The 12994-nt window shown below is 45.6% G+C and carries 11 protein-coding genes; 2 read left to right on the forward strand and 9 right to left on the reverse strand.

The window, feature by feature from the left end; genetic code table 11:
- Positions 1-20 precede the first annotated feature (20 nt).
- Positions 21-635, forward strand: a complete 615-nt coding sequence (gene def / locus NQZ91_06055; GenBank protein UUM56970.1) for a peptide deformylase — start codon at positions 21-23, stop codon at positions 633-635.
- Positions 636-679: 44 nt separating this feature from the next.
- Here def and NQZ91_06060 read toward each other — a convergent pair whose 3' ends face one another.
- Together NQZ91_06060 and NQZ91_06065 are read right to left on the reverse strand one after the other, a co-directional pair.
- Positions 680-3022 carry a hypothetical protein gene (locus NQZ91_06060; protein UUM56971.1) on the reverse strand — a complete coding sequence of 781 codons (2343 nt, stop codon included), beginning with the start codon at positions 3020-3022 and terminating at the stop codon, positions 680-682.
- On the reverse strand, positions 3019-3903 hold the full coding sequence (locus NQZ91_06065) for an ATP-binding cassette domain-containing protein (GenBank protein ID UUM56972.1): 885 nt from the start codon (positions 3901-3903) through the stop codon (positions 3019-3021). The genes NQZ91_06060 and NQZ91_06065 overlap by 4 nt, the downstream gene beginning before the upstream one ends.
- 336 nt (positions 3904-4239) lie before the next feature.
- On the opposite strand from NQZ91_06065, the gene NQZ91_06070 reads away from it, so the two are divergent.
- Complete coding sequence (locus tag NQZ91_06070; GenBank protein UUM56973.1) at positions 4240-5100, forward strand: helix-turn-helix domain-containing protein; 861 nt, start codon at positions 4240-4242, stop codon at positions 5098-5100.
- 217 nt (positions 5101-5317) lie between these two features.
- Here NQZ91_06070 and NQZ91_06075 read toward each other — a convergent pair whose 3' ends face one another.
- The 7 genes from NQZ91_06075 to NQZ91_06105 all read right to left on the reverse strand — a co-directional run bounded on the left by NQZ91_06075 (position 5318) and on the right by NQZ91_06105 (position 12772).
- Positions 5318-6103, reverse strand: a complete 786-nt coding sequence (locus tag NQZ91_06075; GenBank protein ID UUM56974.1) for a Sua5/YciO/YrdC/YwlC family protein — start codon at positions 6101-6103, stop codon at positions 5318-5320.
- A 165-nt stretch (positions 6104-6268) separates the two neighbouring features.
- Entirely contained in the window at positions 6269-6862 is a 594-nt protein-coding gene (gene leuD, locus NQZ91_06080; GenBank protein UUM56975.1) for a 3-isopropylmalate dehydratase small subunit, read from the reverse strand.
- The gene (gene leuC, locus NQZ91_06085) at positions 6862-8241 is read right to left on the reverse strand and encodes a 3-isopropylmalate dehydratase large subunit (protein UUM56976.1); all 1380 of its coding nucleotides are present in this window, start codon (positions 8239-8241) and stop codon (positions 6862-6864) included. The genes leuD and leuC overlap by 1 nt, the downstream gene beginning before the upstream one ends.
- Positions 8238-9290: a 3-isopropylmalate dehydrogenase gene (gene leuB / locus NQZ91_06090; protein ID UUM56977.1), complete on the reverse strand. Its 1053-nt coding sequence runs from the start codon at positions 9288-9290 to the stop codon at positions 8238-8240. The genes leuC and leuB overlap by 4 nt, the downstream gene beginning before the upstream one ends.
- 8 nt (positions 9291-9298) lie before the next feature.
- Positions 9299-10861: a 2-isopropylmalate synthase gene (locus NQZ91_06095; GenBank protein ID UUM56978.1), complete on the reverse strand. Its 1563-nt coding sequence runs from the start codon at positions 10859-10861 to the stop codon at positions 9299-9301.
- 380 nt (positions 10862-11241) lie between these two features.
- On the reverse strand, positions 11242-11475 hold the full coding sequence (locus NQZ91_06100) for a GlsB/YeaQ/YmgE family stress response membrane protein (protein UUM56979.1): 234 nt from the start codon (positions 11473-11475) through the stop codon (positions 11242-11244).
- Positions 11476-11530: 55 nt separating this feature from the next.
- Entirely contained in the window at positions 11531-12772 is a 1242-nt protein-coding gene (locus NQZ91_06105) for an aminopeptidase (GenBank protein ID UUM56980.1), read from the reverse strand.
- Between the last annotated feature and the right edge of the window lie 222 nt (positions 12773-12994).

A 12994-nucleotide genomic window follows, 5' to 3' on the forward strand; every position in this document is an offset into this window, starting at 1 on the left:
TATATTCAAAGGAGAGAATCATGTCTGTTATTGAACGATTGACAAAAGCTGCCCATTTGATTGACATGGATGACATCATCCGTGAAGGGCATCCAACCCTACGCCAGGTCGCTGAAGAAGTTGCATTTCCCCTATCTGACCAAGAAATTATTTTGGGCGAAAAAATGATGCAGTTCCTCAAGCATTCCCAGGATCCTGTCATGGCTGAAAAAATGAAACTCCGGGGCGGAGTTGGTCTAGCAGCACCTCAGATTGACGTTTCCAAACGCATCATTGCTGTCTTAGTCCCAAATCCAGAAGATGAAGAAGGCAACCCACCTGCCCAAGCCTACTCCCTCCAAGAGGTCATGTACAACCCTAAAATCGTGGCCCATTCTGTCCAAGAAGCTGCTATGGAAGGGGGCGAGGGCTGCCTATCCGTTGACCGCGAAGTCCAAGGCTACGTTGTCCGCCATGCGCGCGTGACTGTTGACTACATGGACAAAAACGGCGAAAAACACCGTATCAAACTCAAAGGCTTTAATGCCATCGTGGTCCAACACGAAATCGACCACCTCAACGGTGTCATGTTCTACGACCGCATTGACCCAGAACACCCATTTGCCGTTAAAGAAGGCATGTTGGTGATTGAATAAAGATAAGAAACTGACTGAAGAATTTTCAGCCAGTTTTTCTTTATTTATGAACATAGCAATGCGAACTGCCTAAAGATTTCCTGCCCATCCAAAATAAGGTCTTGCAAGAGGAGGTAGTCCAGCAGAGCCAGCAATCCAATTAGCAAGATAAAAACGACCAAACGATTGGAAAATCGAACTTGTAAAAGATGATTGAGACTAACCAATCCAATTTCCAAGACAAGCAAGCCAAACACCATCCACAAGAGATAAGGGCCATTGGGCAGGAACCAAGCCCAGAGTTCTTGTCCCCTCAGGAGTTCAAGAAAAATACCCCTCTCCGAATGGGAAAGCAAGATTATGCCATCTTCCAGATAACCGATTCCTCCGACCAGACTATTGACTAGGAATAGACTAGCTAGAAAGAGCAGCGTAAAACCAAGTGCCTGGCCCAGTCCCAGCAACCATTTGGTAAGCAGAACCTGACGCAAATCCACAGGCTGGGTCTGATAAAGACGCCAGTTTTTTCCAGCAACTTCTACCGCCTTGCCCCGACTGCCAAGCCAAACCGCCAGCAAGAGCACCACCAAATAGGCCGGACCATCAAAGAGAGAGCGCAGACTGCCGATACCTGACAAATCTCTGGAACGGTCCCATGTGGGATCATCTGCTGGAACCAAGGCATCATTAGTATCAAAACGATTTTCCAAGCTAGTCAAAATGACATCCTTGCCCCGCTTAGTTGCAGGCACCCCAGCCTCCATCAGCTGCTGCCAGTAATACTGACTGACCTGATTGCGGGTCTGGTAACGGCGAAGATTGTCCATCGTCTGGCTGGCCCCAATATCACCATTGGCAAAAGCTTTCTCCTCTCTAGCCCATAGATAGACCTGCTCTGACTCCAGCATAGCAAGGTGACTAGCCGGCAGAGCCTTAGGTTTTTCCTGATAAACCTGCCACTGCTTGACATATAGGTCTTTATAGACACGATATTCTTGCAAGAGACCAAGCCTCAGCTCCAACTCCTCCTGATAGCTCACATCCTCTTTGACCAACTGCCTCAGACGGTTGATTTCCGACTGCAAAAGCTCCACATATGCCCCATCTTGCTCATAGGACTGGGCAACCAACTCCATCGAAACCCTCTCCTCCTGGGCAACCTCTTGCTTTTGTAGGCCTGTTACTAGGGAAAATAGCAGAGCTAGGAGCAAGTTGCCTAAGACGAGCCCTTTCCAAGAATTAAGCCGACTAAGGATGAGAACATCAAAAGACCAAACCTTGTCCAAACGCCCTGTGTCTAACTCCTTCTGATGACCAACTAGCAAGACCAGCCTTTTCTTTTCTGTCAGCACATAGTAAGCAAAGAAAAGCCCAATGGTCAGCAGGAGGAAAACATCCACCGCTACAAAGACCTGTGAAAATGCAGCTGTGTCTAAAAAACTAGGAAAGGCCAGTAAGGGAAATACTTGACCTGACCAACCAGCTACTGCACCAGCCTGATAGGAAAGCCCCAGAGCCAATAGTAACCCCGTCACTACAAAAATCAGCCGACTGGCTAACAAGTGGTCCAAAAATCCAAATAGCAGGCGAACAGCAAGAAGCAATACCAGCCAAAAACCAAGCAAGATAAGTCCGTAAAGCCAAGAGCCGATCAACTGACTCTGACCCAAAATCTCAAGAGGAACTTGAAAACTAGATAAAGCCAACTGACCTGTCAGCCCATCATAGACCAGGATAAAAAGTAAACCTATCCCCACAGCCAGCAAAAGCGAAAGCAAGGAAGCAGCCAAACGCCTGATCCCCTGCAAACTCAGACTATCCCATTGCCGCAACTGCCAAACTTGATGCGCAAGTGTCTTTTCCGCCAGCTGATTAGCAAGTAGAAAACCAAGCACCAAAAATACAGGAAGAAAACCAAACAAACTTTCTAAGTAGGCTTGAACAATACGCCCTGTTGACCAAGCCTTGTTTTCAGGACCATCAGGCAATTGATGCTCAAGCAACCAGTCATTCCATCTGGCCAAACGCTCGACTTCCGTTTGTGTCAAGGAATTCCGAGTTTGAAAAAGCTGTCGATTGCGACTGATAAAATAGTCCAGGTCTTGATACATGAGCTTTCGATAGTTGGGGATAGCTTCAAACTTCCCCTCATCTAAGGCCTGACCGACACTTTCTATATCGGATTTCAAGCCCAGCATCCGCGGTGCTTCTTCTGAGCCCTCCTCAATTTTTATCTCTGCCAAGACACTGGCCAATTCACTTAGTTCTTTTTTATAGGTTTCCACATAGGCCGCTTGGTGGACTTGGCTTTGCGAGATGGGAAGGTAGGCCAGACCTAGAAAACCCAGCAAGAGCAGGCAGTAAAGAGGCGACCAGAGAATTTTCTTGATTTCAAAGTTCAGCCTCATGTCCCCTCACCACCTTCCTCCACGTAGAGATCACGGTAGAGGGACTCCATATAGTCGCTGGCTTTTGTAAGGCCCGCCACCTGCTGGATTGGAATACAATCCAAACAATCCAGTAAATCTCTCTCAGGCAAGAAGATTTCCACCATACCCTGCTCTGCCTTTTTCCACACGAGTTGAGGATAATCCCGTAAAAACTCCTGAACCTGCTTGGAGTTTTCCACAGCAAGATGGTAATCATAATCAGCAGTCAACTCCACTTCTGTTGCAATCAACTTGCTGGCCTTGAGGAAATAAACTTGACTGGTCAGCTTCTCAATCTCCGACAAATGGTGGGAAGAAAGTAAAATGGCAACCCCTTCTGCTTGTAGGTTTAGAAGAAATTCCCGCTGTTGAATGATATTGGTCGGGTCCAAGCCGATATGGGGTTCATCCAGCAACAAGAGCTTGGGCTTGGGAAGGACAGCCATGGCAAAGAGCAGCTTCTGCTTCATGCCCATGGAATAGCCAGCCACCCGCTTTTTGACATAGTAGCCCATCCCCAATTCTTCCACTAACGCTTCCACTTCCTTTTTCTCCAGCTTGTGGGTGGCAGCCACATAGGTCAGATGGTCATAACCCGTCAACTGTGGATAAAGGGCTTGGGCATCCAACATGACAGACATATCTTGAAAAATCGCTCGGCCACTATTGGGACGACCATTGATGGTTACCGACCCACGGTCAGCTGTTTCTGTATTGCTGATGATATTCAGGAGGGTGGATTTTCCCACACCATTGGGACCGACTAGGGCAACCAAGTCCCCCGCTTGTAGCTCAAAGGACACATAGGACAAGACCTGATGGCTACCATAGCATTTACAGATATCACGAACTTTTAGCATAGAAACTCCTTTCTTAGGGAAATGGCAGAGCAAGTTAACTGTGATAAAGCTTTGAATAATTTACAATAATAAGGAGATTAACTTTATAGTTTGATAGCACCATTTAAAATGGTTATACTATTACTTTAAAAGACTAGAAATACCTCTCTAGTCCTCTCTGATGGGATTTTTTTCTTGAATACCTCAACTCCTACCAAGAATATCGTTTCCGTTCTTCCTTTTCTCCTTTCTACCTGATAGAAATCTCTGTATATTTTCTATTATTATGATATACTATTTTTACAAATATTGTCTATTTTGTTACATATTTTCACAGTTTTTTGAAAGGAGTAGTTTATGCGGTGGGATTACGGAAGTGTGTATAAGAGCATTCGGAAAAGTAAGCATTTAAGTCAGGAGCAAATATGCGGAGATTTTATCAATCGGACGACCTTGGTTCGCTTCGAGAAAAATCAAACCACTCCTAGCTACGAGCTCATGCGTTTCTTACTCAAACAGGTGGATATGACCTTCGAGGAGTTTGAATACCTCTGTAACTACTATCAGCCCAGCCAACGCCAACAATTACTCTATGATATTGATAATCTCAGAAATCCGACCACTAAGACCATGGAGGATTTGATAAACCGTTGCCAAGACCACTTAAAAAAAGAACCCGATGATGGTCCTATCCTTCGAAAATGTCAACTTTTAGAAACTGTAGTAGCCGTTCGAAACAGTACTTCTGTCAATCAACTTTCCGAAGAAGCTGAAACCCTTTCTAAGCTCCTCTGGTCCCAACTAGAACGATACGACAACTGGTACCATAACGATATTATCTTAGTAGGCACTCTTCTGTCCAAGATTTCTTCACTTGATACCCTTGAAGAAACTGCCAATCTTCTTCTAAAACGATTGGAGAAATACAAAGATTACAAGCGTATCCAGCCGACCATACTATCACACTATCAGTCTCTTTCTTATTTTTTCTTGGAACAAAGACAGTACAACAAGTCTACTTTTTTTGCCACCAAACTCATGGACCTAGCCAAGAAAGAAAAACGCTATGACCAACTAGCCCGTGCCTATGTCTATCTAGGCATAGCCCAAAACAAACAGGGATTGATTGACAAAGGACTTCAAATCTTAGAACTGACAGACGAGAAAAGGCTAGTCGACAACCTCCAATTTCTTATCAAACAGCACCAAACTGACTGAAATCTCGGTCAGTTTTTTCTGGTAGAAAAAACGACCCTTTCGGATCGTTCTATCATAGAACCTGTATTTACAAGTGAAGTGCTTGTATATAAGAGAAAGTTTTTCGCTAATCAAGGCAGTTTTTTGAGGGAATACTGACCGTATTTTGAAAAAAACTAACGATGAGTAGCTGAAAAACTAGCCTTAGATGGAAGTGCTGAACTGTGAATATAGGTTCTTAGTAATATTCCCCTTGTCTATAATCCCAAGAGTTGAAATGGTCAGACAGGTGCATCATGATTTTATCAATGTCCAGACCCTTACGGATGACAACTGGACATGGGCTGATAGAACGGCTATCTGCACCTTGTTCTGGAATGAGTTTACCATCTTTGTCTACCATAGACACCATAACCCCTTGCTCATAGCGGGTTTCAATGGTCTTATCTGGCTGGATAGATGCCACATAGTCATCCGCCTCGATAATCAAGTCTACTTTAGACGCGATACGCTCACCGATACCTTCTACCTTACCACGATTTCCCTTACCTGATGGATTGGCAGAAGAAGCGTAGACCATACGACCTTCTTTTTCCCACATTTCCTTAGCAATCTGCTCGCCAGCTACACCAAACTTGATAACAAAGCAAGAAGTCCCACGCACGTCAGTCATCAACTCTTCACGACCATCGCCATAGGCTTGCAACTTAGCATAAGCCTCTGGTTTCCACGGCAGGATACAGCCCAACAAAATGTCCTCATCCCAATGTTTTTGGTAGAAAGCATCAATCTCAGGAGTCAACTGAGCCAACTCACGAAGCTCCTCCATGCTACCACAAAGGACCACGCCCGGTTTATTCCGCTTGCGCTCTTTGGCATCAAACTTCCGCTCCAAACCAGCCTTGTCGGCAGTCATGATAATATAACCAACCTTAGTCGGACAAACAATCACGCCTCCCTCACCCTTGATAATGTCAAAACCTTCTTGTGAAAGTGCGCCATCCCAGTGAATTTGTTTCGTCATAATAGTTTCCTCTTTTCTTTTGTTCCATAGCAGAGCGATCTGCTAGTTTTCTAATATTTCGTAGGAGTCTTTCAGTTTGCTTTTAGTACTAGGCAACGAGCTGCAGACAGTACTAAAGTACGGCAAAGCGAGTTAACGCAGTAATAAAAGATAAAATGAAAGACTCTATTCTTGCCAGTAGCTTGGACGATTTACCTCATACTCCTCAATCAAATCCTGATATTGTAATGTAATACCAATATCATCTAGACCGTTGAGTAATTTGTGTTTCCAATCTGCATCGATCTCAAAATCAAATTCTCCGACTGGAGAGATAATTTTTTGCTGGTAGAGATCGACAGTCACCTCATCAGTTGATGCCAGCGCAGCCAATTTCTCCCGAACCTCACGGGGCTGAACGATTGGCAAGATGCCATTGTTGAGGTCGTTGTTGTAATGGATATCCCCGAAGGAACCTGCAATGATAACCTTGAAGCCATAGTCAGCTAGTGCCCAAGCGGCGTGCTCCCTAGACGAACCTGCCCCAAAGTTATCCCCTGTAATCAAGATCGTTGCCTGACGATATGGGGCCGTATTGAAGATAAAATCAGGATCCTCAGTGTACTTGTTATCCAGATAACGCCACTCATACATGAGGTACTTGCCAAAACCCTTCTTGTCAATCAGCTTGAGAAACTGCTTGGGCAAAATCTGATCGGTATCAATGTTGTCATTCATGAGTGGAACGGTCGTCCCAGTGTAGATTGTAAACTTTTCCATCAGACCACCTCCAATTCACGAACATCTACAAAGCGTCCTGCAATAGCTGCCGCTGCTGCCATGGCTGGGCTACAAAGGTGGGTTCGCGATCCAACACCCTGTCGATCCTCAAAGTTTCGGTTACTAGTCGATGCACAGTGGACACCTGTCGGCACCTTGTCTGGGTTCATCCCCAGACACATGGAGCAACCAGGATCCCGCCATTCAAAGCCAGCTTCCAAGAAAATCTTATCTAAGCCTAGTGCTTCTGCGGCCGACTTAACCGGTCTCGAACCCGGAACCACAATTGCAGTCACATGATCTGCCACACGTTTGCCTTCGACAATCTTGGCGGCCACTTGTAAGTCAGAAAGACGGGCATTGGTACAGGACCCCAGGAAAACATAGCCAATTTCGATGTCCCTTGGACTTTGTCCAGGCTGTAAGTTCATGTACTTATACGCTCGTTCATCATTCATATCGCGAACTTCAGGAAAAGTCTCATCAAAGGATACCCCCATGGAAGGGTTGGTTCCCCATGTTACCATCGGTGCCAGATTTGAAACATCCATCTCGATGATCTTGTCATAAACTGCATCTGAATCAGATACCAAGGTTTTCCAATCAGCCACCGCTGCCTCAAAGTCTTTGGGGCGTTTTTCCTTGTCCGCTAGATAATCAAAAGTGGTTTGATCTGGGTTCATAATCCCCATCTTGGATCCGAACTCGATGGACATGTTACAAATCGTCATCCGTTCTTCCATGGTCAGAGCATCAATAGCCTCACCCACATACTCGACTACATAACCAACCCCTAGTGCCACACCATACTTAGCAATCAATGCTAAGACATAATCCTTGGAGTATATCCCCTTTTTCGGCTTACCAGTAAACCGTACTAAGAGCTTTTTGGGTTTTACTTGCCACAGGGTTTGAGTCGCAAAGACATGCTCTACTTCTGTTGTCCCAATCCCAAAGGCAATAGCACCGAAAGCTCCATGGGTTGCCGTATGGCTATCTCCACAGACGATGAATTTCCCTGGCTGAGTCAAGCCAGTCTCTGGCCCCACCATATGGACAATGCCTTGATTGGCAGACCCATGTGGCGCATGTGGAATACCGAATTCCACCACATTGCGGGCTAAGGCATCCATCTGAGCCTTGGAAATGACATCACGAATATCATAAATATTAACCGTTGGAACATTATGGTCAAATGTACCAAAGGTCAATTCTGGCCGACGGACTTGACGTCCAGCCTCTCGCAGACCATCAAAGGCCTGGGGACTAGTCACCTCATGGATATAGTGCTGGTCCACATAAAGGAGCTGGGGTTGACCTTCCTGCCCTGTAATCACATGGCGGTCCCACAATTTATCAAAGATAGACTGGCCACTCATAGGCTGCTCCTTTCAATTTCTTCTATTATATGGGCGGTCATTTGGCTGGTCATAGCAGAGCCTCCAAGGTCCTTGGTCAAGATTCCCTTGTCAAAGGTCTGCTCAACAGCTTGACGAATAATCTTGCCTGCCACCTGCAAATCAAAACTTTCCTCCAACATCATGGCAACAGACAGAATCATACTGACCGGATTGGCAATGCCCTGGCCAGCAATATCAGGTGCCGAACCGTGAATAGGTTCGTAGAGACTGGGACCTGCCACCGCATGACTAGCAGAAGGCAGAACCCCTAACGTTCCCGTTAGTACGCTGGCCTCATCTGATAAAATATCCCCGAAAAGATTTTCCGTCACTAAAACATCAAACCGACTAGGATTGGTAATCAAGAGCATGGCTGCGCTATCCACCAACTGGTGCTCCAAGGTCACATCTGGGTAATCTACCGCAACTTCATCAGCGACCTGGCGCCAAAGTTTTGAGGTGGCAAGAACATTTTGTTTATCAATGGAAGTCACTTTCTTGCTGCGCTTACGAGCTAGTTCAAAGGCTGCTCGAACCACTCGCTCGATTTCTTCTACCTGATAGGTATTGCTATCGCTGGCTTGGTCAGTTTCAAGGATATGCTCCCCAAAATAAATCCCACCTGTCAACTCCCGTACCATGACCAAATCCACACCATCCAAGCGCTCCGCTTTCAGAGGAGAATAGTCTTTCAAACTATCAAAAATCTTAACAGGACGGATATTAGCAAAGAGCTGCAATTCCTTGCGGAGCTGGAGCAGGCCTTGCTCTGGACGAACCGCTGCACCGTCATACTGGGGGGCTCCAATGGCCGCTAGTAAAATCGCATCGGCCGTCCGACAGGCTGCCAAGGTTTGGTCTGGCAAGGGATGACCGGCCTGGTCAATGGCCGCTCCACCAAAGGCATGCTCCTCAACCAAATAGTCAAAGCCGACCTTCTTGGCAACTGTCGCTAAGACCTCTAGACCTGCACCCATGATTTCTGGTCCAATACCATCACCAGACAAGGCTACAATTTTTTTCGTCATACTTCCTCCTAGATGTGTGGTAAGTCTTTCTCTGATAGTTTCCTATCTATCTGTCCGCTATTTTCTTTCTGTACCATGACATTGGCATGAATATAGGCAATGGCCGAAGCCTTCAGTACGTCAAAGTCAATACCAGAGGCATTGAAGATAGTTTCCGTTGCCTTGTTTTCTACAGCAACCAGTACACGAGCTTGGGCATCGATACCGTCAGTAATAGCGTCGATATGATACCGTTCCAAGCTGATTTCCTGCTGGAAGAATTGGTCAATGGCATTAAAGACAGCCTCAACCGAGCCCTTGCCTGACTCTGCAACAACCACTTCTTCCTCATCTTGATTGATGAAAATGACCTGAGCCTGAATACTTCCGTCAGACTGACTATCCAAACGCAAATCTTTAAATTGGAAGCCATCACGATTGCTGATTTCTGTCCCAGCTACCAAGGCACGAATATCTGCATCCGTGATTTTTTCCTTCTTGTCTGCCAGGTTTTTGAAACGAGCAAACAAGCTAGTAACGTCTCCTTCTTCAAAATACAAGTCTAATTCCTTCAGTTTTTCCACAAAGGCATGGCGTCCAGATAGTTTACCCAGTGGCAGAGAATTTTTCTTGACCCCTACCAACTCAGGTGTAATGATTTCATAGGTCAATGGATTTTTCAAGACACCATCTTGGTGGATACCTGACTCGTGTGAGAAGGCATTGCCACCGACCACCGCCTTATTGCGTGGAATGGCAATTCCAGAAAAGCGAGAGACCAATTCCGAAGTATTAAGGGTTTCCTTGAGGACAATGGGACTGGTTACGCCATAAAAATCTTTCCGAATTTCAAGGGCTACAGCCACCTCTTCCAGTGCCGCATTTCCAGCCCGCTCCCCAATACCATTGATAGTACCCTCGACACGACCAGCTCCATTTTTAATAGCTGAAAGGGTGTTGGCAACAGCCATACCTAGGTCATTATGGCAATGGGGACTGAAAATAATCTCACGGTCCGATTTGACATTAGTTGTCAGATAACGGAAAATTTCACCGTAGTGTTGTGGAGTGGTAAAACCAACTGTGTCTGGAATATTGATGTAAGTCGCACCCGCATCTACCGCTGTTTGCACCACTTGAAGCAAGTAATCCAACTCCGTCCGCGTCGCATCTTCTGGCGAGAACTCGACTACCTCAAAACGCTCACGGGCATAGCTGACATGTTCAGTGATTTGCACCAAAATTTCTTCTTTGGTCTTTTGCAGTTTAAATTCACGATGGATGGGACTGGTAGCAATAAAAACATGGATCTGCGGATACTTGGCATCTTTCAGAGCCTCATAACAAGCATCAATGTCTGATTTGACTGACCGAGCCAATCCTGTCACAGCCGTCTTGGTCATCGCCGCCGCAATCTGACGGACCGCTTCAAAAGAATCAGGACTGGCCGCTGGGAAACCCGCTTCGATAGCAGAAATCCCCCATTTTTCCAACTGCTTGGCAATGGTCACTTTTTCCTTGATAGAAAAATTCACACCCGGCGTCTGTTCACCATCCCGTAAAGTCGTATCTAAAAATTCAATCACACGCATAAGAATACCTTTCTAAATAACCCTAACCTTACTATTAGGTTCTTTTTCTTAGTTTTGTAAGTAAACCAAGTAAAAAAGAAAACACCTCGAGGACTCCTACCCGCGAGATGTTGTCAACAGCGCCCGCTTGGTAAGCCAAACAGGACTAATGCATTCTTTCAGCACTAGCCCGACCGTCGCAACAACAAAGCAAAGAATTTTGTAGTGACAGGTTTCATTTGACTTTTCCTCTCTGTATTTTACTTGTTGTCTATGATAACGCACTTTTTTTCACTTGTCAACAGAAAAATGGAAATTTTCTGAAAAATCCGAACAATGCGTCAATTTGCACAAATTCAGGCAATGAAAACCGTGCTCCAATTGAAGCACGGTTCAGGTGTTTAGTTCCGTCTAGAACTAGAAAAAATTGCCACCAATAAAACGGCTCCTAAAACAGATGGTACAACTGCCATTTCGCCGAATTGTGGACCCCAATCACCAAAGAGCAACTGTCCAATCCATGAACCTGCAAGACCAAGGATAATATTTCCTAGACAGCCACGACGGTCATCTGATGAGGTCAATGCCCCGGCAATCAGGCCAATAATGGCTCCAGCGATTATACTTGATAACATAGTACTTCCTTTCTATTGACAAAAAGACTGGTCGCCCAGTCTTATAGCATCATTTTTAGATAGCCCACTCACCGTCACGGAAGATTGGCACACGGGTACCGTCTTCACGGATACCGTCAATGTTCATCTTATTAGAGCCAATCATGAAGTCCACATGGACATCAGAACGGTTAAGGCCTGCTTCTTTAAGCTCTTCTTGGCTCATTTCTGTACCACCTTCGATAGAGAAGGCATAGGCTTGACCAATCGCCAAGTGGTTTGAGGCATTTTCATCAAAGAGGGTGTTGAAGAAAGTCACACCTGATTGAGAAATCGGGCTCTTGTCTGGAACAAGGGCAACTTCACCAAGACCACGCGCTCCAGCGTTGTCAAAGACCAATTTCTTCATAACTTCATCGCCTTTTTCAGCAGTTACATCCACAATTTCACCATCTTTAAAAGTTACTTTGATGCCTTCGATGATGTTACCATTGTAGCTGAGTGGTTTTGTTGATGTGACATAGCCGTCTGCCACACGGTAGTCAGGTGCTGTGAAGACCTCTTCTGTTGGCATGTTGGCGATAAAGTGTTCACCTTGGGCATTGACCGAACCAGCCGCTTCCCACAAGTGATTCTTCGGCATACCGAGAACAAGGTCAGTTCCTGGTGCTGTGTAGTGCAATTTGACAAACTGCTCGTCGTTAAGAACCTTAGCCTTAGCCACCAAGCGTGCCTCGTGCTCTTCCCAAGCTTTGATTGGATCTTCTTCGTAGATACGGCAGGTCTTGAAGATTTGGTCCCAAAGGAGGTCCACTGCCTCCTCGTCAGAGGCTGCATTTGGGAAGACTTTTTTAGCCCATTCCAAACCAGAGGCTGCACCAAGTGTCCAGCTGATTTTGTTGGCTTGCGTTGCTTGACGCATTGGGTTCAAGGCCTGGCTAAGTGCGCGTGCGTTGCGAGACAATTTCTCTGGATCAACACCATCGTAAGCACCTGGATCATCTGACAAGACCACCAAACGGCTGGCCTTACGCTCCAAGAGGTAGTTCATTTCAGTGATGCGTTGTGGATGAACTTGTTCCAAGAGTTCCACATCGACATTAACCAAACGCTCACGGGCAATCACATCGTCCAACCAGTTGACCAAGACTTCAGCCGCACCATGCGCATAAGCCTCTTTAACAATCAAACGAGCCAATTCAGCCTGTTCCACACCGATTGTCAACTGTACCGTATGTCCAGGCTGCACATTGATACCAGTTGAAACCAAGAGTTTAGCATATTTAGCGAGATTTTCTTTAAAATTTGGTAGTACCATATTCTTCTCCTTTGAAATGTTATACTAGATTATTGTACCATATTTTCTCATTTTTCTGACAAAAAAACCAAGTCCCTCCAATCCAAAGATTAGAGGGACTTAGCAACAAATAAATTTGGGAGGCGATAATCAGGAATACTCTATCTTAGCCATTCCGTAGGTAGCTCAAACAGTCTGGGGGACTGTTTGAGGAGTAAACCCAGAAACAAGAAAGTTTACTAC

It is taken from the genome of Streptococcus suis, assembly GCA_024583055.1.
GTDB classification, from domain to species: domain Bacteria; phylum Bacillota; class Bacilli; order Lactobacillales; family Streptococcaceae; genus Streptococcus; species Streptococcus suis_V.

Coding starts and splice junctions, on each gene's coding strand:
- def (UUM56970.1), top strand. CDS start 21: ATGTCTGTTATTGAACGATTGACAAAAGCTGCCCATTTGATTGACATG.
- NQZ91_06060 (UUM56971.1), bottom strand. CDS start 3,022: ATGAGGCTGAACTTTGAAATCAAGAAAATTCTCTGGTCGCCTCTTTAC.
- NQZ91_06065 (UUM56972.1), bottom strand. CDS start 3,903: ATGCTAAAAGTTCGTGATATCTGTAAATGCTATGGTAGCCATCAGGTC.
- NQZ91_06070 (UUM56973.1), top strand. CDS start 4,240: ATGCGGTGGGATTACGGAAGTGTGTATAAGAGCATTCGGAAAAGTAAG.
- NQZ91_06075 (UUM56974.1), bottom strand. CDS start 6,103: ATGACGAAACAAATTCACTGGGATGGCGCACTTTCACAAGAAGGTTTT.
- leuD (UUM56975.1), bottom strand. CDS start 6,862: ATGGAAAAGTTTACAATCTACACTGGGACGACCGTTCCACTCATGAAT.
- leuC (UUM56976.1), bottom strand. CDS start 8,241: ATGAGTGGCCAGTCTATCTTTGATAAATTGTGGGACCGCCATGTGATT.
- leuB (UUM56977.1), bottom strand. CDS start 9,290: ATGACGAAAAAAATTGTAGCCTTGTCTGGTGATGGTATTGGACCAGAA.
- NQZ91_06095 (UUM56978.1), bottom strand. CDS start 10,861: ATGCGTGTGATTGAATTTTTAGATACGACTTTACGGGATGGTGAACAG.
- NQZ91_06100 (UUM56979.1), bottom strand. CDS start 11,475: ATGTTATCAAGTATAATCGCTGGAGCCATTATTGGCCTGATTGCCGGG.
- NQZ91_06105 (UUM56980.1), bottom strand. CDS start 12,772: ATGGTACTACCAAATTTTAAAGAAAATCTCGCTAAATATGCTAAACTC.